This is a genomic window from Pseudomonas sp. Q11 (assembly GCF_024494355.1).
Classification (GTDB): Bacteria; Pseudomonadota; Gammaproteobacteria; order Pseudomonadales; family Pseudomonadaceae; genus Aquipseudomonas; species Aquipseudomonas hefeiensis.
Window position 1 is genome coordinate 1 of record NZ_JAKNQY010000034.1, and the last position, 24,353, is coordinate 24,353.

Annotated in this window: 24 protein-coding genes; 9 read left to right on the plus strand and 15 right to left on the minus strand. The window is 60.4% G+C overall.

Translation table 11 applies throughout. From position 1 onward, the window contains the following. Positions 1–220 precede the first annotated feature (220 nt). The 6 genes from msrQ to MA884_RS25355 form a co-directional block, all read right to left on the minus strand. Entirely contained in the window at positions 221–841 is a 621-nt protein-coding gene (gene msrQ / locus MA884_RS25330) for a protein-methionine-sulfoxide reductase heme-binding subunit MsrQ (protein ID WP_256233082.1), read from the minus strand. After that, positions 841–1,854, minus strand: coding sequence for a protein-methionine-sulfoxide reductase catalytic subunit MsrP (gene msrP, locus MA884_RS25335; RefSeq protein ID WP_256233083.1), 1,014 nt, complete (start codon positions 1,852–1,854; stop codon positions 841–843). Before msrP ends, msrQ begins: the two co-directional genes overlap by 1 nt. 63 nt (positions 1,855–1,917) lie before the next feature. Beyond that, the gene (pssA, locus tag MA884_RS25340; RefSeq protein WP_256233084.1) at positions 1,918–2,775 is read right to left on the minus strand and encodes a CDP-diacylglycerol--serine O-phosphatidyltransferase; all 858 of its coding nucleotides are present in this window, start codon (positions 2,773–2,775) and stop codon (positions 1,918–1,920) included. A gap of 143 nt (positions 2,776–2,918) precedes the next feature. Next, on the minus strand, positions 2,919–3,935 hold the full coding sequence (gene ilvC / locus MA884_RS25345; protein ID WP_256233085.1) for a ketol-acid reductoisomerase: 1,017 nt from the start codon (positions 3,933–3,935) through the stop codon (positions 2,919–2,921). Positions 3,936–3,980: 45 nt separating this feature from the next. Continuing rightward, the gene (ilvN, locus tag MA884_RS25350; protein WP_003176102.1) at positions 3,981–4,472 is read right to left on the minus strand and encodes an acetolactate synthase small subunit; all 492 of its coding nucleotides are present in this window, start codon (positions 4,470–4,472) and stop codon (positions 3,981–3,983) included. A gap of 2 nt (positions 4,473–4,474) precedes the next feature. Further along, positions 4,475–6,199, minus strand: coding sequence for an acetolactate synthase 3 large subunit (locus MA884_RS25355; RefSeq protein ID WP_256233086.1), 1,725 nt, complete (start codon positions 6,197–6,199; stop codon positions 4,475–4,477). Positions 6,200–6,599: 400 nt separating this feature from the next. On the opposite strand from MA884_RS25355, the gene MA884_RS25360 reads away from it, so the two are divergent. Next, positions 6,600–7,022 carry a DUF4124 domain-containing protein gene (locus tag MA884_RS25360; protein ID WP_371134827.1) on the plus strand — a complete coding sequence of 141 codons (423 nt, stop codon included), beginning with the start codon at positions 6,600–6,602 and terminating at the stop codon, positions 7,020–7,022. A gap of 7 nt (positions 7,023–7,029) precedes the next feature. Here the strand turns inward: MA884_RS25360 and MA884_RS25365 are convergent, their stop codons facing one another. The 3 genes from MA884_RS25365 to mrcB are packed head-to-tail and all read right to left on the minus strand — an operon-like array spanning position 7,030 to position 10,407. Continuing rightward, positions 7,030–7,359, minus strand: a complete 330-nt coding sequence (locus MA884_RS25365) for a YqcC family protein (RefSeq protein WP_092403051.1) — start codon at positions 7,357–7,359, stop codon at positions 7,030–7,032. Next, positions 7,359–8,072, minus strand: coding sequence for a hypothetical protein (locus MA884_RS25370; RefSeq protein ID WP_256233087.1), 714 nt, complete (start codon positions 8,070–8,072; stop codon positions 7,359–7,361). Before MA884_RS25370 ends, MA884_RS25365 begins: the two co-directional genes overlap by 1 nt. A gap of 16 nt (positions 8,073–8,088) precedes the next feature. Continuing rightward, positions 8,089–10,407, minus strand: coding sequence for a penicillin-binding protein 1B (mrcB, locus tag MA884_RS25375; protein WP_256233088.1), 2,319 nt, complete (start codon positions 10,405–10,407; stop codon positions 8,089–8,091). A 126-nt stretch (positions 10,408–10,533) separates the two neighbouring features. On the opposite strand from mrcB, the gene MA884_RS25380 reads away from it, so the two are divergent. From MA884_RS25380 to MA884_RS25390, 3 genes are all read left to right on the plus strand, one after another. Further along, positions 10,534–12,090, plus strand: a complete 1,557-nt coding sequence (locus MA884_RS25380; RefSeq protein WP_256233089.1) for a bifunctional aminoglycoside phosphotransferase/ATP-binding protein — start codon at positions 10,534–10,536, stop codon at positions 12,088–12,090. 91 nt (positions 12,091–12,181) lie between these two features. Next, complete coding sequence (locus MA884_RS25385) at positions 12,182–12,523, plus strand: pentapeptide repeat-containing protein (protein WP_256233090.1); 342 nt, start codon at positions 12,182–12,184, stop codon at positions 12,521–12,523. Positions 12,524–12,733: 210 nt separating this feature from the next. Next, positions 12,734–13,006 carry a TfoX/Sxy family protein gene (locus MA884_RS25390; protein ID WP_047229837.1) on the plus strand — a complete coding sequence of 91 codons (273 nt, stop codon included), beginning with the start codon at positions 12,734–12,736 and terminating at the stop codon, positions 13,004–13,006. Between the two features lie 223 nt (positions 13,007–13,229). Here the strand turns inward: MA884_RS25390 and MA884_RS25395 are convergent, their stop codons facing one another. From MA884_RS25395 to MA884_RS25410, 4 genes are read right to left on the minus strand one after another with little or no spacing between them, the layout of a single operon-like run. After that, positions 13,230–14,078, minus strand: coding sequence for a ChaN family lipoprotein (locus MA884_RS25395; protein ID WP_256233091.1), 849 nt, complete (start codon positions 14,076–14,078; stop codon positions 13,230–13,232). A 21-nt stretch (positions 14,079–14,099) separates the two neighbouring features. Continuing rightward, the gene (locus tag MA884_RS25400; protein ID WP_256233092.1) at positions 14,100–14,867 is read right to left on the minus strand and encodes a heme ABC transporter ATP-binding protein; all 768 of its coding nucleotides are present in this window, start codon (positions 14,865–14,867) and stop codon (positions 14,100–14,102) included. Further along, positions 14,867–15,850 carry an iron ABC transporter permease gene (locus tag MA884_RS25405; RefSeq protein WP_256233130.1) on the minus strand — a complete coding sequence of 328 codons (984 nt, stop codon included), beginning with the start codon at positions 15,848–15,850 and terminating at the stop codon, positions 14,867–14,869. Before MA884_RS25405 ends, MA884_RS25400 begins: the two co-directional genes overlap by 1 nt. A 50-nt stretch (positions 15,851–15,900) precedes the next feature. Beyond that, entirely contained in the window at positions 15,901–16,779 is an 879-nt protein-coding gene (locus MA884_RS25410) for a hemin ABC transporter substrate-binding protein (protein WP_256233093.1), read from the minus strand. 265 nt (positions 16,780–17,044) lie between these two features. Between MA884_RS25410 and MA884_RS25415 the strand changes: the two genes are divergently transcribed. After that, positions 17,045–17,383: a Rieske (2Fe-2S) protein gene (locus MA884_RS25415; RefSeq protein WP_256233094.1), complete on the plus strand. Its 339-nt coding sequence runs from the start codon at positions 17,045–17,047 to the stop codon at positions 17,381–17,383. Here the strand turns inward: MA884_RS25415 and sfsA are convergent. Both sfsA and MA884_RS25425 read right to left on the minus strand, forming a co-directional pair. Then, positions 17,318–18,073, minus strand: coding sequence for a DNA/RNA nuclease SfsA (gene sfsA / locus MA884_RS25420; protein ID WP_256233095.1), 756 nt, complete (start codon positions 18,071–18,073; stop codon positions 17,318–17,320). The two genes, MA884_RS25415 and sfsA, sit on opposite strands and share 66 nt — an antisense overlap. Then, the gene (locus MA884_RS25425; protein WP_256233096.1) at positions 18,073–19,245 is read right to left on the minus strand and encodes a pyridoxal phosphate-dependent aminotransferase; all 1,173 of its coding nucleotides are present in this window, start codon (positions 19,243–19,245) and stop codon (positions 18,073–18,075) included. The genes sfsA and MA884_RS25425 overlap by 1 nt, the downstream gene beginning before the upstream one ends. Positions 19,246–19,588: 343 nt before the next feature. On the opposite strand from MA884_RS25425, the gene dksA reads away from it, so the two are divergent. From dksA to MA884_RS25445, 4 genes are all read left to right on the plus strand, one after another. Next, positions 19,589–20,032 carry an RNA polymerase-binding protein DksA gene (gene dksA / locus MA884_RS25430; protein ID WP_018609331.1) on the plus strand — a complete coding sequence of 148 codons (444 nt, stop codon included), beginning with the start codon at positions 19,589–19,591 and terminating at the stop codon, positions 20,030–20,032. Positions 20,033–20,266: 234 nt separating this feature from the next. Continuing rightward, positions 20,267–21,157, plus strand: coding sequence for a tRNA glutamyl-Q(34) synthetase GluQRS (gluQRS, locus tag MA884_RS25435; protein WP_256233097.1), 891 nt, complete (start codon positions 20,267–20,269; stop codon positions 21,155–21,157). A gap of 77 nt (positions 21,158–21,234) precedes the next feature. Then, positions 21,235–21,411: a hypothetical protein gene (locus tag MA884_RS25440; RefSeq protein WP_003176118.1), complete on the plus strand. Its 177-nt coding sequence runs from the start codon at positions 21,235–21,237 to the stop codon at positions 21,409–21,411. After that, positions 21,395–24,349 carry a sensor histidine kinase gene (locus tag MA884_RS25445; RefSeq protein WP_256233098.1) on the plus strand — a complete coding sequence of 985 codons (2,955 nt, stop codon included), beginning with the start codon at positions 21,395–21,397 and terminating at the stop codon, positions 24,347–24,349. Before MA884_RS25440 ends, MA884_RS25445 begins: the two co-directional genes overlap by 17 nt. Positions 24,350–24,353 lie beyond the last annotated feature (4 nt).

The window sequence follows — 24,353 nt, forward strand, 5'->3', positions numbered from 1 at the left end:
GCTGCTGTCAACACCTCTTTTTGACCGCTTTCGATCGAGAAGACCGAATCGTTAATAGAGCACTACAACCGCCCCACCAACTGCTTCCCAAGCTTCGATGACCTGAAGCCCTGCGCTGCCTAAAGTCGTTTAACTCATTGAAACTCAAGGAGTTTTTCGTTTCGACTGCGCCGGAAGTGGGGCGAATTATAGACGTCCAGAATTTGCCGTCAAGCGTTAATTACGCTTTTGTTGCAGAAGGTGCTTTGCGACCCATTAAGCGTGGAATCCGGCGCATAACCGGCGGAACTCTCAACATCAGCAGCAGGGCCCCTATAGAAGCGTAAATCGACCATTCCTTCAGATCCGCCCGCACGATCCACAACATATGCAGCAACCCAAGCCCCAGGATCGGATAAACCAGACGATGCAATTTCTTCCAACGCGCACCGAGTCGCCGCTGACTATAGCGATTGGAGGTAGCCGCCAGCGCCAACAGACCGAGAAACCCAAGTGCCCCGACGATAATGTAAGGCCGCTTGCTCAACTCAACACCCAGTTGCGACCAATCGAACCCCAAGATGAACGCCGTATACCCACTCAAATGCAGCACCACATAAGTAAAACACCACAAACCCAACTGGCGCCTGACCGCGATCCACCCCGCCCACCCCGTGAGTTTCTGCAACGGCGTCATGCTCAAGGTGATCAACAGCAAAATCAGCGTGCCCAGCCCAAGCCGATCCACCAGCACCTTGCCCGGGTCAGGCCCCAACTTATTCATCAACGCCTCGTAGAGCCAGAGCAACGGCCAAACCGCCGCCGTGACAAACACGCCGATTCGCCAGACTGGAAAGCGCATCAGTAATCCTTCCTCAAGTCCATCCCTGCATATAAAGAAGCGACTTCATCCTGATAGCCGTTAAACATTAAGGTATCGCGAACATTGGGACTGAACAGCCCGCTCGGCAGACGGCGCTCCCGCGCCTGGGTCCAACGCGGGTGATCGACGGTCGGGTTGACGTTGGCGTAGAAGCCGTACTCGTCCGACGCAATACTTTGCCAGGTCGTCTTGGGCTGCTCGCTGACCAGGCTGATGCGCACAATGGACTTAACACTTTTGAAACCGTACTTCCACGGCACCACCAAGCGCAACGGTGCACCGTTCTGGTTGGGCAATTCTCGTCCGTACATCCCTACTGCCATGATTGCCAGCGGATTCATCGCTTCATCCAGTCGCAAGCCCTCAACATAGGGCCAGTCGATCAAAGCGAACCCCGAACGCTGCCCAGGCATGGTCTTGGGATCCTGCAGGGTTTCAAAACGGATGTACTTGGCCTTGGAGGTCGGCTCGACCTGCTTGAGCAACGCGGAGATAGGAAAGCCAATCCACGGAATAACCATGGACCAGGCCTCCACGCAGCGCAGGCGATAGATTCGCTCCTCCAACTGATAAGGCTTCATGAAGTCTTCCAGAGCATAGCGCCCCGGCTTGCCCACTTCCCCGTCCACCACAACACTCCAGGGCTCGGTTTTCAAAGATCCGGCATTGGCCGCCGGGTCCCCTTTGCCGGTTCCGAACTCATAGAAATTGTTGTAATGGGTGGCATCCTTGAACGGCGTTATGGACTCGTCCTTGACCGTAACCGCCCCCCATTGGGTGGACGGCAGTTTCTCGGCGAACCAGGACGGCGCCTTGCCAGGCTCGACATCCGCATAACGCGCAGCATCGGCAGCACTGGCCCAACGCGGAAGACCACTCACGGCAAGACCTGCCACGGCGGCCCCCAGCATTTGACGACGGGATAGATAAAGGGATTCTGGCGTGACGTCCGACTCGAGGCAGTCAGACGACTTAGGGATCTTGATCAGCATGACAACTCCGCAGTATTGGAGGGCAGATGTACCAATAGACTGCGGAGTATGAGGGAAATTACATCACTCGGCTTTTTTGTGCCGGCGCAGGCGCAACAGGTATTGAATCGGACCGGAAGCGGCATAGGCGAGAAACACCAGCAACAAGATACGCGGTGGATCACTGAAGACCACCGCGAACACCAGCACCACTGCCAGAATCGCAACGAACGGCACGCGCCCCTTGAGATCCAGCTCCTTGAAGCTGTTGTACTTGATGTTACTGACCATCAGCATCCCGGCCGCCGCAACTAACAGCGCCACAAGGAACGACATCTTCGAACCCTGGATACCATAGTCGCTGAAAGCCCAGACAACGCCGGCCACGACACCTGCCGCCGCGGGACTTGCCAAGCCGATGAAGTAGCGCTTGTCGGCCGTACCGACCTGAGTGTTGAAACGCGCCAGACGCAACGCGGCACCGGCGACATAAATGAAGGCGACCATCCAGCCGACCTTGCCCATGTCCCCCAGCGCCCAACCAAACGCCAGCAGAGCCGGCGCCACGCCAAAAGCGACCATGTCCGACAGCGAATCATATTCGGCGCCGAACGCGCTCTGGGTATTGGTCATTCGGGCCACGCGCCCGTCCAGGCCGTCGAGCACCATGGCGACAAAGATCGCAATGGCAGCGAAGGCAAAGTAACGACTCGCCCCGGCACCATCGCCAGCACTCAAGGCAGCCTGGGCGCTCATGGAACTGATGATGGAATAGAAACCGGCGAACAGGTTCGCGGTGGTGAACAGATTCGGCAGCAGATAGATGCCACGGTGCCGGACCTTACGACCTTCAGCGTCATGTCCTTCTTCGACGTGCTCATCGATGGGCAGCAGGCTTTCGGCGTCAGGAGCCTGGTTTGGCTCGTCGGGGCGTTCGCTCATGGACAGTACCTTGCAACGGTGTGAAAAATTCGACAGGTGTCTGGGACGAGGGTTCGACCGCAAACGATGCAGCTTTATACCAGAAGCCACCGCCCAAACGAAAAAACGCGGCCAGGGCCGCGTTTTTCGATCAAGCTCGCGACTTAGTTCTTGGCTTTGTCGACGATCTTGTTGGCACCGATCCACGGCATCATCGAGCGCAGCTGCTCGCCAATGATTTCGATACCGTGGGCGGCGTTGTTGCGACGCTTGGCGGTCATCGAAGGATAGCCGGTAGCGCCTTCGCTGATGAACATCTTGGCGTATTCGCCGTCCTGAATACGTTTCAGGGCGTTGCGCATGGCCTGGCGGGACTCGGCGTTGATCACTTCCGGACCCGTCACGTACTCGCCGTATTCAGCGTTGTTGGAGATCGAGTAGTTCATGTTGGCGATACCGCCTTCGTACATGAGGTCAACGATCAACTTCAGTTCGTGCAGGCACTCGAAGTAGGCCATTTCCGGCGCGTAGCCAGCTTCAACCAGGGTTTCGAAACCGGCTTTGACCAGTTCGACAGTACCACCGCACAGCACGGCTTGTTCGCCGAACAGGTCGGTTTCAGTTTCGTCCTTGAAGGTGGTTTCGATGATGCCGGTACGACCGCCGCCAACACCCGCAGCGTAGGACAGAGCAACGTTCTTGGCGTTGCCGGAGGCGTCCTGATAGATCGCGATCAGGTCAGGGATACCGCCGCCCTTCACGAATTCGGAACGAACGGTGTGACCTGGAGCCTTCGGCGCGATCATGATCACGTCGAGGTCAGCGCGTGGCACTACCTGGTTGTAGTGGATCGCGAAGCCGTGGGAGAAGGCCAGGGTGGCGCCTTGCTTGATGTTCGGCTCGATTTCGTTCTTGTACAGCGCCGATTGGAACTCGTCCGGGGTCAGGATCATGACCAGGTCGGCGGCGGCAACGGCAGAAGCCACGTCGGTGACTTTCAGGCCGTGGGCCTCGGCCTTGGCAACGGTGGCCGAGCCTTTACGCAGGCCGACGGTCACGTCAACACCGGAGTCCTTCAGGTTGCACGCTTGGGCGTGGCCTTGGGAACCGTAACCGATGATGGCGACTTTCTTGCCCTGGATGATCGACAGGTCGCAGTCTTTATCGTAGAAAACTTTCATGAATTTCCCCTATATCCGGCCGTTCAGGCCATTCGCTAATTTGGTTTAGATGCTCAGTACTTTGTCGCCACGGGCAATCCCGGTGACGCCACTGCGTACGGTTTCCAGAATCGAGGCAGTGCCGATCGATTGAATGAAGCTGTCGAGCTTGTCGCTGGTACCGGTCAACTGAACGGTATAGACGCTGGCGCTGACATCGACGATCTGCCCACGATAAATATCGGTAGTGCGTTTGATCTCGGCGCGCTGGGCACCGGTGGCCTTGACCTTGACCAGCATCAGCTCGCGTTCGATATGCGCGCTTTCCGACAGGTCCACCAGCTTGACCACCTCGATCAGCTTGTTCAGGTTTTTGGTGATCTGCTCGATGACTTCATCGTGGCCCACGGTGGTCAGCGTCAGACGCGACAGGGTCGGGTCTTCGGTTGGCGCCACGGTCAGGCTTTCGATGTTGTAGTTGCGCTGCGAGAACAGGCCCACTACGCGAGACAGAGCACCCGGTTCGTTTTCCAGAAGCAGGGAAATAATATGTCGCATGATTAGGTACGCTCCGTCTTGCTCAGCCACATATCGCGCATGGAACCGTCTTTGATCTGCATCGGGTAGACGTGTTCGCTGGTATCGACCTTGATATCGAGGAACACCAGGCGATCTTTCATGGCGAAAGCTTCTTCAAGCCCCGACTTCAAGTCCTTCAAGTCAGTGATGCGGATGCCCACGTGACCATAGGCTTCGACCAGCTTGACGAAGTCCGGCAGCGACTCCATGTAGGAGTGCGAGTGACGGCTGCCATAGCTCATGTCCTGCCACTGGCGAACCATGCCCAGTACGCCATTGTTCAAGTTGACGATTTTCACCGGCAACCCGTATTGCAGACAGGTGGACAGCTCCTGAATGTTCATCTGGATGCTGCCCTCGCCCGTTACGCAGGCAACGTCATCATCAGGGAAGCTCAACTTGACACCCATGGCCGCCGGGAAACCGAAGCCCATGGTGCCCAGGCCACCGGAGTTGATCCAGCGGTTAGGCTTGTTGAACTTGTAGTACTGCGCGGCGAACATCTGGTGCTGACCAACGTCGGATGTCACAAAGGCATCGCCCTTGGTCACTTCGCACAGGGTTTCGATCACGGTCTGCGGCTTGATCACGCTGCCGTCGCCCTTGTCGAAAGGGAACAGGCCACGATCACCGCGCCACTCATCGACCTGCTTCCACCAACTGGCTACGGACTCCTTGTTCGGGGTCTCGCCGATTTCCTTGAGGATCGCGACCATTTCGCTCAGCACGCTCTCCACAGGACCGACAATCGGCACGTCTGCCTTGATGGTCTTGGAGATGGATGCCGGGTCGATGTCGATGTGGATGATCTTGGCGTTCGGGCAAAACTTTGCAGGGCCGTTGATAACACGGTCGTCGAAACGCGCGCCAACCGCCAGGATCACATCGGCATGGTGCATCGCCAGGTTCGCGGTGTAGCTGCCGTGCATGCCGAGCATGCCGATGAACTGACGGTCAGTGCCCGGGTAGGCGCCCAACCCCATCAGCGTATTGGTTACCGGCAGGTTGAGCATTTTCGCCAATTCGGTCAGCGGCGCGGAGCCACCACCGAGGATAACGCCGCCACCCGAGTACAGCACCGGACGCTTGGCCGCCAGCAGCATTTCGGCGGCCTTGCGGATTTGCCCGGAGTGCCCGCGCACAGCCGGGCTGTAGGAGCGCAGCTTGGCTTTCTTGGGGAAAATGTATTCGAACTTCTCGGCCGGGTTGGTCATGTCTTTCGGGACATCGACCACTACCGGGCCCGGACGACCGGATTCAGCCAGGTAGAAGGCTTTCTTCATGACCTCCGGGATTTCCGAAGCGTGCTTGATCATGAAGCTGTGCTTCACGATTGGCCGGGAGATACCGATCATGTCGGTTTCCTGGAACGCGTCGGTGCCGACCATGGTGCTGGGCACCTGACCGGAGATGATCACCATCGGGATGGAATCCATGTACGCCGTGGCGATACCGGTGATGGCGTTCGTGGCGCCAGGGCCGGATGTCACCAGGACCACGCCGGCTTTACCGGTGGCACGGGCATAGCCGTCAGCCATATGGGTCGCCGCTTGCTCATGACGAACCAGGATGTGGGTCACTTCCGGCTCTTTGAACAGGGCATCATAGACATGAAGAAGAGCACCACCGGGGTACCCGTAGATATATTTGACGCCTTCGTCACGCAAAAAGCGGACGAGCATCTCACCGCCAGATAAAAGCTCCACGTTGTTCACCTCTAAAACGCCAGAATACCGGCCCACAAAAAGGGACGGGTCTTAATAGGTTTACTTCTCGGCAGAGCATGAGCGACGGTGGTCGCCGACTACGTCAGCACTGACTGAGCAAGTATTGGGATCGTCCCAAGTGTTGCGGGCCTTTCCCACCCAGCGCGAGGTAACGCGTTGCGGGTGTAACAGGTCGGCGCGGATGTGCGCCTCATGATCTGCTGAGTGGGCCTGCTTCTGGCAGTCCCTCTACAGCGGACTTTGGATTCTTCTGTTTCGCCCTCTGCAAGTCAAGCCGTGAATGTGCTTTATTCGAAGTAAGCGCATGAGAACGCAAGAAAAAACCTTTAAACAGCAACTGTGTTAGCTTCAATTGCGCAACCCATGACAAGGAAACAGCATGCGAATGTTCTTCTTGACTGCCAGCCTGCTGGTTGGCCTGAGCCCGATGTGCATGGCCGGTCAGGTCTACAAATGGGTGGACGCCCAAGGGGTTACCCACTTTGGCTCCCAGCCGCCGCCAGGAGGACAGGCCACGACGGTGATCAAATCGTCCCCTTCCGCCGCCAGGCCAGAAGCCCCCCCGCCTGCCGGGGTCATTGGCGACCAGAAGACGATTGACCAACAGGTGAAGCAGCAGATTGCCGAACAGCAAGCTCAGCTCAAGGCCTTCTGCGAACAGACCCGAACCAACCTCGCGCAACTGCAGAACAACCCGAGGGTCCGCGAGGATGTGGAAGGGGAAATGCGCCGCCTCACAGAAGAGGAGCGGCGCCAGCGCATCGACGAAACCCGCAAGCAGATCGAGGAGCACTGCCAATAAGTGGCTGTCAGTTGACGTCGCTGATCAACTGGTCGAACTGCGCCAACAGTCGCTGCAACTCGATGCCTTGCCCCGGCCGCTGCGCATAGACCATTTCAGCCATCGCAAGGATGCCCGAGGCGTTGGGCAGCGGCAGGTCATTTTCCAGAATGGCTTTCATGCGCGGCAGGAAAATCCATTGCAGCCATTGCTCGAAGTCCAGTGTGTCGACCGCGAACGGCTCGACACTGGCCAACGCTTCGGCCGACGGCGAAACGCTGCTCCACCAGCCCTGGACCCGCAGTTCCCGCTCGATCAGCAGCAACTGATCGGCGATCTTGGGAAAGCGCGTATCCATCAGAGTGAAACCTTGGCCTTCTGACGGGCCAATGCCGCGCCGGCGGAGTCGCCTTGTTTCTCACGGGCCTGAGCGATCAATTCCCACAAGCTGGCCTGAAGCGCCGGACGACCGTTGGCGAATGTCAGGCCACGACGGGCCAATTGCTCGGCTTGCGGCGCATCGCCCTGGGCCATGCGCACCTGGGCCAGGCGATAAAGAACCTGGGGTTCGCGCGGCGCAACACGTTGGGCACGCTCCAGGCTGGAGGAGGCACCGTTGAGGTCACCACCGGCCTGCTGTTGTTGTGCGGTAGTGAGCAGCGCCAGTACTGGACCGTCCAATTGCTCATCGGCGGACAGACCGCCCGAGCTGGTCGACGGGATGCTGCCCGGTGCCGAAGGTATGCTGTAGCTGCCCTGGTCGATTGGCGAAGTATCGATAGGCCCTGGCGTGATCGGCCCCGGCGTGATGGGAGTGCTGCTGATCGGTGCCGACGTCGTGGCGCCGCCACCGGGCACCATCACCACAACCCCGGTGTCACCCTGGGGGATCGCCTGACCCTGTACCGGCCGCTGCACCGTCGTTTGACGGAAACCACCATTGGCCGAGACCCGCTCGCTGTTGGAAACGGCAGTACCGGAATCGACAACCGGAATCGAACCGCGTTGTACGGTAGAACATCCGCTGAGCAAAGCCACGGCAGTTACCGCTGGAATCAACCACTTGTTCACTTGAAACCCTCTTTGCTTAATTCATCCAGTCCTTGACCCAATCCATGACCGATTCGGCGGGATTTGGAATGCCACAGGCTGCACCGGGTGGTGGTTCGCTGCCGCGAATATACGGCATCTGCACCGCACCCGGGCAACTGGCGTCGGACCCTTGGCCGGTGCGCGAATCCACCCAGGCCTGAACGATGTTGTCCGGTTGCGGCATGTCCAGCGGCAACGGATCGGCCTTGCGCATGAAACTGGTCCAGACCTGCAATGCACCGGTGGCGCCAGTGAACGGGGTCTTGCCATTGTCGTCACGGCCGAGCCAGACCACTGCCAGCAGGTCCTGGCTGAAACCGGCAAACCAGCTGTCGCGCGAGTCGTTGCTGGTACCGGTCTTGCCCGCCAGCGTCAGGTTGCGCGGCAGTACGTTATAAACCGAACTGCCGGTGCCTTCACGCATGACCCGTTGCATGGCGCTCTGGATCAGATAAATGGACGCCGGGTCGAAACGCTGCTGGATCTGGAATGGGTAGCGCTTGAGCGGCTCGCCGTCGGCGGTGAGCACGCTGCGAATCCCGCGCATCGGCGTGTTGAAGCCGCCGTTGGCCAAGGTCTGGTACATGGCAGCCACTTCAATCGGCGTGAGGCCACCGGCTCCCAGCAGCATCGACGGGAACGCCGGGAATTCACGACTGACGCCCAGGCGGGCCAGGGTCTTGAGCACGTTCGGCACGCCGATCTCAAGCCCGAGACGAGCTGTCGACAGGTTGTAGGAATGCGCAAGCCCCTGATACAGGAACACCGTCCCGTGAGACCTGCGATCATAATTCTGCGGCTTCCACACCTGGCCGTCCGCGCCCTTGACCGAGAACGCCTCGTCGGACAGCCAACTGGTCAGCGTGTACTGGCTCGGCTTTTCCAGGGCGGTGAGGTAGACCGCCGGCTTGATCAGGGAGCCGATCGGGCGCACCGCATCCAGCGCCCGGTTGAAACCGGCATAATTGGCCTGTCGACTGCCGATCATGGCCTGGACTTCGCCGGTTTCCGGGTTGGTCACCACCATCGCAGCTTCAACTTCATCAGAGCCCTTACGCCCAGCCAACCGCTTGAAGGTGTCATTGACTGAGGCTTCGGCCTTCATCTGCAGGATCGGGTCGAAGCTGGTGAAGATCCGCAGGCCTTCTTCGGTCAAGTCTTCGTCGCGGTAGTCCTCACGCAGTTGACGCTTGACCAGGTCCATGAATCCAGGAAACGAGCTGTCTGCCAGACTGCCGCGCTTGGTCACGCCCAAAGGCATTTTTTTCGCCGCTTCGACTTGCTCGGCCGTCGCCACGCCTTGCTGTTGCAGCAAGTCGAGCACCAGGTTGCGCCGCTCAAGGGCGCGCTCCGGATGACGACGCGGGTTGTAGGAGGACGGCCCTTTAACCATACCCACCAGCAACGCCACCTGATGCAGCTTGAGCTCGGACAGCGGCTGGCTGAAGAAGAACTGGCTGGCCAGGCCGAAACCGTGCACCGCTCGCTGACCGTCCTGGCCGACGAAGACTTCATTGAGGTACGCCTCAAGAATCTCCCGCTTGTCGTAGTGCAGCTCCAGCAACAGCGCCATCATGGCTTCGGTAAGCTTGCGGCTGAGGCTGCGCTCATTGGTCAAATAGAAGTTCTTGACCAATTGTTGGGTCAGGGTACTGCCGCCCTGGCGCATACGGCCCGAGGATGTGTTGACCCAAATGGCTCGGGCAATCGACTTGGGCGAGACGCCGAAGTGATGGTAGAAATCGCGGTCCTCGACGGCGATCAGCGTATCGAGCAGGAACGGCGGCACCTGGTCGATCTTGATCAGGATCCGGTCCTCGAGGTTCTTGGGATATAGGCCACCGATCAACAGCGGTTCGAGGCGCACCACCGACAGCTTCGCATTGCTGGCACCGGTCAGCGCTGCCACGTAGTCGCCGGAGAAACGCACGCGCACCGCCTGCGCCTGCTCCATGCCTTCATAAAACTGGAAACCACGGGTATTGAGATCAACGGTATTGCCATTGACGGACGCGGCACCCGGGCCATTGGCAACGCTTTCACGACGATAGCCCAGGGCATCGAGCTCGGTCAGGAAATCATCCCGACTCAGCTTTTGTCCGACGAACAGCTCCAGAGGCCTGGCGTAGACCTTGGCCGGAATGGTCCAGCGCTTGCCGGAGAACTTCTCCTGGACCACGGCATCGAGGTAGACCGCAAAGCCAGCGAGCACGACGAGGCCCACGAGGCTGAGTTTAAGGGCCCAGCCCAGCCAGGGCCGCAGGCGACTGGCGGGTGGTTTCTTGGGGGTACGGGGGGATCGGGTACGAGTCATGGCGGCGGATTATACGCACTTTGCCGCGGTTCAACATGACCACACAACGGGCCCTCCTGTTTGCGTTAACGCGGCTTGCCGCCATAATGACGGCCTTGAATTTTTCCAGTCTCTGAAGGATCGCCCGTGAGCCAGTCCCTGATCGCTGCCCTGCAAAACCCGGCCCTCTATCCGCATCCCGTCGAAGGGTTCCAGGTCATCGAGACCCACATTTCCTGGGTATTGCTCACTGGGCCGTATGCCTACAAATTCAAAAAGCCGGTGAATTTCGGTTTCCTTGATTTCACCAGCCTCGACGCACGCAAGTATTTCTGTGGGGAAGAACTGCGTTTGAACCAGCGCCTGACCCAGGACCTGTATCTGGAGGTCATGCCGATTACCGGTACCCTAGAAGCGCCGCAACTGGGTGGCGAAGGCCCGGCTATCGAATACGCCCTGAAGATGCGCCAGTTTCCCCAGAGCCAACTGCTCAGCACACTCCAGGCCAATGGCGAACTGACCACGGCGCACGTCGACGAAATGGCCGCGCAGATCGCCCGTTTCCATCTCTCCACGCCCACAGTGCCCGCCGAAAACGACGCCGGCACCCCGGACAGCGTAATGGCACCGGTACGGCAGAACTTCGAACAGATTCGTCCGTTCCTCAGCGACAAGGCTGACCTGCTGCAACTCCAAGCCCTGCAAGCCTGGGCCGAAAGCAGCTTCGAACGCCTCAAACCACTGCTCAGTGAACGTAAAACCGAAGGTTTCATCCGCGAATGCCACGGTGACATCCACTTGGGTAACGCCACGGTGATCGATGGCAAGGTGGTGATTTTCGATTGCATCGAATTCAACGAGCCGTTCCGTTTCACCGATGTCTATGCCGACACTGCTTTCCTGGCGATGGACCTGGAAGACCGTGGTCTCAAGTCGTTGGCGCGACGTTTCGTCAGTCAATACCTGGAACTGACCGGCGACTATCGGGGCCTGGAACTGCTGAACTTCTACAAAGCCTACCGCGCCCTGGTCCGGGCCAAGGTCGCGCTGTTCAGCATGCCGGCCGAAGCCGACCCGGTGCAGCGCGCCACGACCCTGCGCCAGTACCGCAACTACGCGAACCTGGCCGAAAGCTACAGCACCATTCCCTCGCGCTTCCTGGCCATTACCCTTGGCGTTTCGGCCGTTGGCAAGAGCCATGTCGCGATGCGCCTGGTAGAAGCCCTGGGAGCCATCCGCTTGCGCTCGGACGTTGAACGCAAGCGTCTGTTTGGTGAGCAGCAAATACCCAACGATCCACAAGCCGGCATCTATAGCAGCGACGCCAGCGCTGCCACTTATGCCCGCCTGCATGAAATCGCCGGTGTCATCCTGCATGCCGGGTTCCCAGCAGTGATCGACGCCACTTACCTCAAGCACGATCAGCGCGCTACCGCGGCGCAGGTTGCCGAAGCCACAGGCGCTCCGTTCCTGATCCTCGATTGCAATGCGCCACAAGCGGTTATCGAAAGCAGGCTTGCGCAACGCCAGGCCGATCAAACAGATCCGTCCGACGCAAACCTGGCCGTCATCGCTGCACAACAGGCCAGCCGCGAAGCACTCACTCCTGCAGAGATCCTGTGCAGCAAACGGGTCCAGACCAATGAAAGCGGCACGCTCGACATCGTGGTCGCGCAGATTCGCCAGCGCTTGCCTGGCTTGTAAAAAACTATTTCGGCCGTGAGGTCTTCCCAGCCTTCACGGCCGCCAAATGGTGGCAGTATACTGGCGTCATAAAACCAACAGGTAATATGAAATGAGCCAACCCAAGCTTCTCGGTACCCCGCTGTATGCTTTGCTGCGCGAAGACGACATTGCCGGTTTCAACAATGAACGGCCTCAAGGCCCAGTTGATATGCGTGGTGGCGATTTTCGCGGACTTGATCTGCGAGAGCTCGATGCCGACGACGTGGATTTCACCGACGCTTACTTCCGCTCCGCAGATTTGCGCGGCATCGATTTTCGCAAGTCGTCCCTGGAAGGCGCGAGCCTGGCCCATGCGCAGATATCGGGCGCCTATTTCCCAGCGGAACTGTCTGCCGACGAGATTTTGATGTCGATGAACTTCGGCACCCGGCTGCGTTACCGCACTCGCTGAGCCAAGCCAGGCCTGTCGCAAACCGAATAGATCTCCAGCGCCCCCGCCTGCGCTGGACGATGCAGCTTGCCGCGCGCTCGCGCCTATCGTGCGTAATGCATTAGAAGCTTTTGCTTCAAATCCCACCAAAGAATCACACTTTTCCTACTGACCGCTACACTGCTGAGAAGCTTGCCCCACTGCACCAGTCGGCCGTCGCAAGGAGGCTCGATGAATGATGAACTGCAACATCTGAAAAACCTGGGCAAGACATCAGCCCAGTGGCTGCATGCCGTAGGCATCCACAGCGCCTCGGATTTGCGCCGCCTCGGAGCGGTTGATGCCTATCGCGCGGTACGCACCCGCGGTTTCCGGGCTTCGAAGGTATTGCTCTATGCCATAGAGGGCGCGTTGATGGATGTGCACTGGAATGACATCCCAGCCGAGCGCAAGGAAGCCTTGAACAAACAATTGGACGCCGTTTCGACGCGCCACAAAGCCTGACGATTCCCCTTGTTTGGCGCCGCGCGGCTTAGCCTGATAGTTATTTCAGCAAAACCAAAAAACAATGTTTGACTTGGTAATGAGAATCGCTATGATTACCACATCCGGTCGCGAGACTGGTCGATATTTGAAAAGCCCTTGGTTCGGACTCTCAGATATCTCCTCATCAGGCTAATCACGGTTATTTGACCCGGCTTTTGCCGGGTCTTTTTTTGTCTGCTCGTCAGCCCTTGGAATGTTCACGCATCTGCGCGCAGTAATCCTGAGGCGGCGCGGCCTTGGTGTACCACACGTAATCCGCCATGGCCGCGGTAACGTCGCTGCCCTCCTCGGCCAGCATCAGGACTGTCGGCGCCTCACTGGCGCCCAGATCCAGCACATGCAGCGGCACACCGACATCCTTTCGCCCATGCCAGGCACCGGCGAACAACAATGCAGGTAATGGCGCACCCAACAAACGTTCGGCCATGCGTCGGTCACGTTGTTGCTGGACGGCGAGCATCGCCGGCATCTGTGATTCGGGTAGCAGGCCGCAATGGGATTGGCGGATCTGCTCCAGCAACTGATCCTTCACACTGGCCGCCTTCGCACGAGCGCCTTGCAAGTCCGGCGCTTGCCGGTAGACGCGCTGGATCTCGGCGGTGTCCAGATTGGCGGCCAATAATGGATAGTCTTGCGCCAAGGCGAACTCGACGACCGGACCATACAGACTCCAGTCCCATCCCGGCGACCAATCCAGGGCACCGGGCAGATCGGCTGGCACGGCAGGTAGCTGGCGGACCACGTCAACCCGAGGCTGCTGGTGGGGCGTCAGCATTTCCAGCAGCAGGCTGCCTTGGGCCCGTTGTGCGGCCAAGGCTTTAAGCAGCCATAGCTGCAGCGTGTGGTGATCGCGATTGTCATGCTGTTCGCCCACCACCACTCGCGGCGCCCGCGCCAGGCGCTCGACCAACGCTTGGGGCGTGATGGCCCGGCCATTGTGCAAATCACGGATCTGCCCGTCGACCGGCGGCGGCACGGTGCTCTGACAGGCCGTCAGCACACTCAATGCCAGAATCAGAATCAGGCGCACGTCTACATCCTCAAGGAACCCTCAGCGGGCGATGATCAATGGATGTCCGCGCTCCGGATGAGGTTGCACCAACACTTCCAGGCCAAATACCGCTTTGAGCGGTTCCGGGCGCAGCACTTGCTGCGGGGTGTCCAGGGCCACCGGCCGACCAGACGCAAGCAACAGCAGGCGATCACAATAACGCGCAGCCAGGTTCAGGTCATGCAGGATCACCAACACGGCAGCGCCGTGATCGGCAAACTCACGCACCGCCTGCAGGATGGTGTGCTGATGCAGCGGATCAAGCATCGAGGTCGGTTCGTCCAGCAACAAGGTCTGCCCCGCCTCCCCTGGCCACAACTGCGCCAACACCCGCGCCAGATGCACTCGCTGGCGCTCGCCCCCGGACAGCGCCAGGTAACTGCGACCGTGCAGATGCGCCGCGTCTGAGGCGTGCAATGCCAAGGCAACGATTTGCTCGTCACGCACTCGACCACTCTGATGAGGCAGGCGTCCCATGCCGACCACTTCTTCGACGCGGAAGGCAAAATCCAGGGTCGATGACTGCGGCAATACCGCCAGGCGACGGGCACGCTCGGAGCCCTCCCACTGAATCAATGGCCGATCATCGAGCCAGACTTGCCCCTGGGCCGGTCGCAATTCACCGCACAGGCCCGCCAGCAACGTACTTTTACCTGCACCGTTGGGACCGAGTACACCCAACACTTGGCCGGGGCTGAGCTCAAGATCAACACCCGCCAACACCGTCTTGCGGCCACGTTGAATGTGCAAGTTCTGCGCTCGTAACATCAGGCGCGCCCTCGCAGCAATAGATAGAGGAAGAACGGCGCCCCGATGAATGCCGTGACGATGCCGATCGGCAATTCCGCCGGAGCCAGTGCCAGGCGCGCCACCAGGTCGGCGAACAGCAGCAGGCTCGCCCCCGCCAGCACCGAAGCTGGCAACAGAACTCGATGATCGGGACCGGCCATCAACCGTACCAGATGCGGTACCACCAGTCCGACAAACCCGATCAGGCCCGCCGCCGCCACTGCCGCGCCAACCCCCAGGGCCGTGCAAAACACCAGCTCACGCTTGAGCCCTTCGACATTAACGCCCAAATGGGCGGCCTCGGACTCACCCAGCAACAGAGCATTGAGCGCCCGGGCCCGACGTGGCAGCCAGAGTGCTACGCCAGCGCTGACCAGCAACAGCGGCCACAACCGCGCATAACTGGCCCCGTTCAGGCTCCCCAGGTTCCAGAACGTCAAGGTGCGCAGGGTCGCGTCGTCAGCCAGGTAGGTGAACAGACCCACCGCCGAACCGGACAGCGCGGTCAGGGCGATACCCGCCAGGAGCATGGTCGCGACATGGGTCTGGCCATTGCGCCGGCCGAGGCGATAAACCAGTGCCGTGACCCCAAGCCCGCCGAGAAATGCACAGAACGACAACAGGTAGGGACCGAACGCTTCGGGCAAGCCACCCAGCGCTGAGCCGCCAACAATGGCGAACGCCGCGCCCAGTGCCGCACCGCTGGACACCCCCACCAGCCCTGGGTCGGCCAGCGGGTTGCGGAACAGCCCCTGCATCGCCACCCCGGATAACGCCAATACCCCGCCCACCGCCAACCCCAGCAGCGTGCGCGGCAGACGGATCTGGCCGAGGATCAGTTCGGCCTGCTCCAGACCATCGGCGGCCACCGGCAACCCCATCAGGCGCAACGCGGCGCGCAAGGTATCGAACAGTGGCAAACTCACCGGCCCCAGGGCCAGGGACAGCCAGATCGCCAGCAGACACAACAGGCCCAGGCCAATGAACAAGGTGCGCGGCTTGACCAACGAGGTCATGGTGTCTTGGCCGGCTCGGTCGGGTAAAAACCGGCCGTCAGCTTCACCAGGCTTTGTGGCAACCGCGGGCCTAGCCCGCCGACCAGCAATGTCGGGTCAAGCTCGATAACACGCCCGGCCCTGGCGGCCCGGGTGGAGGAGAGAATCGGGTTTTCCCTGAACAACGCCGCACGTGCTTCTTCGCCACTTAACGCGCGATCGGCGAACACCAGCACTTCGGGATTCAAGCCGGCCAGGGTCTCCACCGAAAATGACTTGTAACCATTATGGGTCGCCAGGTTGTGACCGCCGGCCTGCTGCAACAGCCAATCGGCGGAAGTGCCGAGGCCTGCGACCAGTGGCTTGCCGCCAGCGCTCCCCACCAGCAGTAACACGCCGGGCGCCTTTTGCTTGAGCTGGATTTTACTCACCCGGGCTTTTTGCTGGCTGAGCTGCTGTTGATAACTGTCGAACAACTGCGCGGCCTGGGCCTCGGCGCCCAGCAGTTGCCCCAGGTGCCGCAGATTGCCCTGGAGGGTCGGCAGGTCGGGCGTGGCCGAGAACAGTTCAACCTGTACCCCGGCGCTGCGGATCTGCGACAGCACCGGTGGCGGCCCCATTTCCTCGGTACCCACAAGGATCTGCGGACGCAGACTCAATACCCCCTCGGCCGACAGCTGTCGCTGATAACCGATGCTGGGCAAATCCCGCAAGGCTTCGGGATGCTGACTGGTGGTGTCCACACCCACCAGTTTCGACTCACCGCCCAGCGCGCTGACCCACTCGGACACTGCTCCGCCGGCACTGACCCAGCGTTGCGGTAGTTCAGCCGCCGCCACGCCCTGACTGGCCAACATGACGACACAGAGCGTGACAACACGGATATTCAGGCGCATAGGGCAGTTTCCTCAAAGAAATATTCACAGGGCCGGGCAACAACCCGTCAGGCAAAGTATCCTCAGCCCTCAGCGAAGGAAGCGCCATTTGATAATTGTTTTCATTTGGACGTCAAGCGTGAACCTTTGGAGTGTGCCCTCTGTGGGAGCGAGCCTGCTCGCGATTAGCGGTGTGTCGACCCCACCGCTGCTGACTGATCGACCGCTATCGCGAGCAGACTCGCTCCCACATAAACTCGCTCACTCATAACCCTATGGGACCCACATGAAGTTTCTTTGTACCAGCGCGGAATTGCCCGACAGCAGCAGTCGCGGTTTCGACATCGATGGGCGCAAGCTACTGGCGGTGCGTCGCGCAGGTCAGGTTTATGTTTATCTCAACCGCTGCCCGCACCGCGGTGTGCCGCTGGAATGGCGCCCCCATGAATTTCTCGACCCCAGCGCCAGCCTGATCCAGTGCGCCACCCATGGCGCACTATTTCTGATCGAAAACGGTGAATGCGTCGCCGGCCCCTGCGCCGGGCAGTTCCTCGCTGCGCTAGATAGCCGGGAGGACGAACAAGGCGTCTGGGTCGAGTTGGAGCGGCTCGAGCAACACCGGTAACGGACGGTCCACCCACATCTGCTCAGGCGTCAGCCTCACCCCGTAGGCCAGCACTTCCACGCCAGCAGCCACAGCGTCGCGCAACGCCGCCGCGTACACCGGGTCGATTTCCTGTGCCGGACGCACTGCGTCGATGCCGCTAAGGTTGACACAATACAACTGCACCGCCCGCACGCCGTCCCGGGCCAAGTGAGCGAGCTCGCGCAGATGCCTGGCTCCACGCAAGGTCACCGCATCGGGAAACGCCGCCACGGTCGTGTCGTCAAAACCCAACGTGACACTTTTGACTTCGACCCAGGCAGAGCCGTCGTCATAGTCCAGGCGAAAATCGATACGACTGTTTTCCTGACCGTAAGCCACTTCACGCTTGAGCCCGGTAAAACCGTTCAGTTCGCTGATGACCCCGGCACGCAGGGCCTCCTCGATCAACGGGTTGGCTCGCGCGGTATTGATGCAGGCCAGCCGCCCCTGCGGGGTTTCGCCTATTTCCCAGGTGCCTGGCAATTTGCGCTTGGGGTCGCTGGAACGACTGAACCAGACTCGCGCGCCTTCGGCCATGCAATTGAGCATTGAGCCGGTGTTAGGGCAGTGAATAGTCAACAGTTCGCCTTGAACGGTCTCGATATCGGCGAGAAAACGCTTATAACGTCGAATCAGCCGACCTTCTTCCAGCGCAGGTGAAAAATCCATCAGCCTTGCCAGCTCCGCAGTCCGCGCTCGATTCGTTCCACCGCCTCCTGGAGCCGCGGCAGGCTCTGGGTGTAGGCGAAACGCACATGGTGCCCAGCCTGGTGGCGACCGAAATCCAGCCCCGGTGTGAACGCCACGTGTTCGGTTTCCAGAAAGTGCTGGCAGAACGCAAAAGCGTCGCCGCCGAATGCACGAATGTCGGCATACAGGTAAAACGCGCCTTCTGGTTCCACCGCAATGCCGAAACCCAACTCACGCAAGGCCGGCAGTAGAAAGTCGCGACGTAGCGCGAACTCGGCCCGACGTTGCTCGAATATCTCGATGGTCGCCGGTTCGAAACAGGCCAGCGCCGCATACTGGGCCATGCTCGGCGCACTGATGTAGAGGTTCTGCGCCAGTTTTTCCAGCTCACCGACAGCCGCCGAAGGGGCCACCAGCCAGCCAAGCCGCCAACCGGTCATGCCGAAATACTTGGAAAAACTATTAAGGACAAAAGCCTCGTCGTCGACTTCCAGCACGCTCGCAGCATCGGTGCCATAAGTCAGGCCGTGATAGATCTCATCCACCACCAGGTGACCGTTGTGGCTTTTGATGGCTTTGGACAGCCCGGCCAACTCGTCCCGACTGAGAATCGTCCCGGTCGGGTTGGCCGGCGACGCCACCAGCGCGCCTACGCTGTTCTGGTCCCAGTGGCGGTTTACCAGGTCCGGGGTCAATTGGTAACGAACGTCGGGGCCTACCGGCACCAGTTGCGCCGCACCTTCCACCAGCCGCAAGAAGTGACGGTTGCAGGGGTAACCGGGATCAGCCAACAGCCAGTGCTTGCCCGGGTCGACCAGCAAAGCACTGGCCAGCAGCAACGCGCCGGATCCACCCGGCGTGACCAGGATGCGCCTTGGGTCAATTTCCACGCCGTAGCGATGCCCATAAAAACCCGCGATGGCTTCGCGCAACTCGGGGATGCCACGGGCCGCCGTGTAACGGGTCTTTCCCGCCGCCAACGCGGCCTGGCCGGCCTGGATGATCGGCTGCGCCGTGGTGAAGTCCGGCTCGCCGATCTCCAGATGGATGACGTCGTGTCCGGCGGCCTGCAGTTCATTGGCACGGGCCAGTAGCGCCATCACATGGAACGGTTCAATGGCGCGGCTACGCGCACTGTAGGGCTGAGCCATTAGCCTTGCTTCTCACAAAAAGAACCGATTCTACCCAACTCTCTGGCCAACACAGAAACAACTGCGGGAACGCGCCCGAACTCAGGGGACCGGCGGCGTTGCAGGAAATGACTCCGGCGATTGGCCCAGGCTTGACTAGAATCAAGCATTGAGCAGGTTTGCTGCCCCACCGGACCGAACCCGACCACCCGTCGCAAGCCCCGGCCACCGCAGGCTCGACAACCGGGAGTAGCGCGGCCCGATTTGATCTGGTAAGTTCGCCCGCTTGCAGCCGCAGGGCCGGCAGGTGTCGGTGATGGAGCAATCCTGCGTAGTGGATTACAAGAGTAGAGGCGGTCCATTCATGCCCACCCAAGCAAAGCAGAATCAAAATCAGTCGCTCAGCGGGTTTGAGCCATATGTCCCGCAAGCCGGCGAAGAGTACATGGGCGCCCCCATGCGCGCGCACTTCACCAAGATCCTGAACAAGTGGAAACAGGACTTGATGCAGGAAGTCGACCGCACCGTTGATCATATGAAAGACGATGCCGCCAACTTCCCCGACCCGGCCGACCGAGCCAGTCAGGAAGAAGAATTCAGCCTCGAACTGCGCGCCCGCGACCGTGAGCGTAAGCTCATCAAGAAAATCGACAAGACATTGCAACTGATCGAAGATGAAGAATACGGTTGGTGCGAGTCCTGCGGCGTCGAGATCGGCGTCAAACGACTGGAAGCACGTCCGACCGCCGACATGTGTGTCGACTGCAAGACGCTGGCGGAAATCAAGGAAAAACAGGTCGGCAAATAAATTGTCGGGGCTGTAACCGAAAACGGAGCGTTCACACGCTCCGTTTTTTGTTTCTGATTACGTCCCACACGCCTGGTTCCCTTGTGGGAGCGAGCCTGCTCGCGATCGCGGTGGGTCAGTCACAGCAATGCCGACTGATGAGACGCTATCGCGAGCAGGCTCGCTCCCACAGAGGGGTGAGAGTGGTCATCAAGATATGTATTCCCACCGCGTAGACCCAGTAACATTTACCTTATGATCCCCAGCCCCCCCTACATCGGCCGCTTCGCCCCCACGCCCAGCGGCCACCTGCACTTCGGCTCACTGGTCGCCGCGCTGGCGTCCTATCTGGATGCCCGGGCCGTGGGCGGGCGCTGGTTGTTGCGCATGGAGGACCTCGACCCGCCACGGGAAGAGCCTGGCGCACAAGCGGCAATCTTGAAGGCACTGCAAAGCTACGGGTTTGAATGGGACGGCGAGATGGTCCGCCAGAGTGAGCGCCATGAGGCCTACGACCAGGTCATCAATCGCCTGCTCAGCCAGGGTCTGGCCTATGCCTGCACCTGCTCGCGCAAACAACTGGAACCGTATCAGGGCATTTATCCGGGACTGTGCCGCAACGCCGGCCACGACGCCAAAGACGCGGCCATCCGCCTGCGCGTCCCTGAGCTGGCGTATCACTTCAGCGATCGCGTACAAGGCCAGTTCCGCCAACACCTGGGCCGGGAAGTCGGCGATTTCGTGATTCGCCGTCGCGACGGACTCTATGCTTATCAACTGGCGGTGGTGCTGGATGACGCCTGGCAAGGGGTGACCGATATCGTGCGCGGCGCCGACCTACTGGACTCCACGCCACGCCAGCTCTACCTGCAAGAGCTGCTCGGTTTGCCACAACCGCGCTACCTGCATGTACCGCTGATCACTCAGCCGGACGGGCACAAGCTCGGCAAATCCTACCGCTCGCCTCCGCTGACGCCCGACCAGGCCACGCCGCTGTTGTTGCGGGCGTTGCGCGCGCTGGGACAACAGCCGGGCCCCGAACGGGTCGACGTCAGCCCCCAGGAGCTGCTGGACTGGGGCATTCGCCACTGGGATGCGGGCAAGATCCCGCGCACATTGACCCTGCCAGAGGCGCAAATCCGTTGACGGCGCTTGCAGCTTGGCGCTCATCCGTTACCATCGCCGCACGTTTTCGGGCACGCGCTTAAAAAAGAGAGGCCGGGATGTACATCTATCGCTTGGTCCTGCTCCTGGTAGTGGGGATTTATCTGTTCTCCCCGGCCATCATGGATTGGTGGATCGACGCCACGGGTGCCTGGTATCGGCCGTATCTGCTTTGGCTGATCCTGATCGTCGTGACCTTCATCCTGCAGAGCCAAAAAGATGCCGATGAGCTTTAGCCTGACCCAGATGATCCTGATCAGCGCCGCCTACCTGGCGGTGCTGTTCGGTGTAGCCTGGATCAGCGAACGGGGCATGATCCCCCGGGCGATCATCCGCCACCCGCTGACCTACACCCTGTCGCTGGGGGTCTACGCCAGCGCATGGGCGTTCTATGGCACGGTCGGGCTGGCCTATCAGTACGGCTACGGCTTTCTGTCCAGCTATCTGGGTGTATCGGGGGCCTTCCTGCTGGCGCCGGTGTTGCTCTACCCGATCCTGAAAATCACCCGCACCTACCAGCTATCATCCCTGGCCGACCTGTTCGCCTTTCGCTTTCGCAGCACCTGGGCCGGCGCGCTGACCACGATTTTCATGCTGGTGGGCGTACTGCCGTTGCTGGCCCTGCAGATCCAGGCAGTGGCCGACTCCATCAGCATCCTCACCCGCGAACCGGTGCAACATCGGGTGGCGCTGAGTTTCTGCGCGCTGATCATCCTCTTCACGATTTTCTTCGGTTCCCGCCACATCGCCACCCGGGAGAAACACGAAGGCCTGGTGTTCGCCATTGCCTTCGAATCGGTGATCAAACTGATCGCCATCGGCGGCGTCGGCCTCTATGCCCTGTACGGCGTATTCGATGGCCCGCAACAACTGGAGTTGTGGCTGCTGCAGAACCAGACCGCCCTTGCCGCCCTGCACACACCTCTGCAGGAAGGCCCGTGGCGCACGCTGTTGCTGGTGTTCTTCGCGTCAGCGATCGTCATGCCGCACATGTACCACATGACCTTTACCGAAAACCTCAATCCACGCTCGCTGGTGAGCGCGAGCTGGGGCCTGCCGCTGTTCCTGCTGCTGATGAGTCTGGCGGTGCCGCTGATCCTGTGGGCCGGGCTAAAGCTGGGGGCCAGCACCAATCCTGAGTATTTCACCCTCGGCATCGGCATCGCCGCCAACAGCAAGGCCCTGGCGTTGCTGGCCTACATCGGTGGCCTGTCGGCGGCCAGCGGCCTGATCATCGTCACCACGCTGGCGCTGTCAGGCATGGCCCTCAACCATCTGGTGCTGCCGCTCTACCAGCCGCCGGCCGAGGGCAATATCTACCGCTGGCTGAAATGGACCCGCCGGGCACTGATCGTCGCCATCATCATGGCCGGCTACGGCTTTTACCTGATGCTGGGAGAAGGACAGGACCTGGCCAACCTCGGCATTGTCGCGTTCGTCGCCACCTTGCAGTTCCTGCCCGGCGTACTGTCGGTGCTGTATTGGCCAACCGCCAACCGCCGTGGCTTTATCGCCGGTCTGCTGGCGGGGATCCTGGTGTGGCTGGTCGCCATGCTGTTGCCACTGCTGGGCAACATGCAAGGGTTCTATATTCCGCTGCTGAACATGATCTACGTGCTCGATGACACCAGTTGGCACATGGCGGCCATCGCTTCCCTGGCGGCGAACGTGCTGATGTTCACCCTGATTTCACTGTTCACCAACGCCAGCAGCGAAGAGGCCAGCGCCGCCGAAGCCTGCGCGGTGGACAACGTCCGCCGTCCGCAGCGTCGGGAATTGCACGCTGCCTCGCCCCAGGAGTTCGCCACGCAACTGGCCAAACCCTTGGGCGCCAAGGCCGCGCAAAAAGAAGTCGAACAGGCTCTGCGCGACCTCTACCTGCCCTTCGATGAACGCCGTCCATATGCCCTGCGTCGCCTGCGGGACCGGATCGAAGCCAACCTGTCCGGCCTGATGGGCCCCAGCGTTGCCCAGGACATGGTCGAGACGTTCCTGCCCTATAAGGCCGGCGGCGAGAACTATGTCACTGAAGACATCCACTTCATCGAGAGCCGTCTGGAAGACTACCACTCGCGCCTCACCGGCCTTGCCGCTGAACTCGACGCCTTGCGCCGCTACCACCGCCAGACCTTGCAGGAACTGCCGATGGGCGTGTGCTCCCTGGCCAAGGACCAGGAAATCCTGATGTGGAACAAGGCCATGGAAGAACTCACCGGAATCGCCGCCCAGCGTGTGGTCGGTTCACGCCTGAGTACCCTGAGTGAGCCGTGGAAAGGCCTGCTGCAAGGCTTCATCGACCTGCCGGATGAGCATTTGCACAAGCAGCACCTGGCCCTCGACGGCCAGACTCGCTGGCTTAACCTGCACAAGGCGGCGATCGACGAGCCGCTGGCACCGGGTAACAGCGGCCTGGTGTTGCTGGTGGAAGACCTCACCGACACTCAGATGCTCGAAGACAAGCTGGTTCACTCCGAACGGCTGGCCAGCATCGGTCGGCTGGCCGCCGGGGTGGCCCACGAAATCGGCAACCCGATCACCGGTATCGCCTGCCTGGCGCAAAACCTGCGCGAAGAGCGCGAGGACGATGGTGAGCTGACGGAAATCAGCGGCCAGATCCTCGAACAGACCAAGCGTGTGTCGCGTATCGTCCAGTCGCTGATGAGCTTCGCCCATGCCGGTGGCCACCAGCACAACGACGAACCCGTCTGTCTGGCCGAAGTGGCCCAGGACGCCATTGGTCTGCTGGCCCTTAACCGGCGCAATTTCGAGGTGCAATTCTTCAACCTGTGCGACCCGGACCATTGGGTCGACGGCGACCCCCAGCGGCTCGCCCAAGTACTGATCAACCTGCTGTCCAACGCCCGCGACGCCTCACCTGCGGGCAGCGCGGTGCGGGTCAAGAGCGAAGCCAGCGAACACACGATCGACCTGATCGTCGAAGACGAAGGCAGCGGTATTCCACAGAACATCATGGACCGATTGTTCGAACCTTTCTTCACCACCAAGGACCCGGGCGAAGGCACCGGTCTGGGCCTTGCACTGGTCTATTCCATCGTTGAAGAGCATTATGGACAAATCACCATCGACAGCCCGGCCGATGTACAAAGCCAACGCGGCACCCGTATACGGGTGACCTTGCCGCGTCATGTCGAAGCGACGTCCGCTGTGAACTGAGACC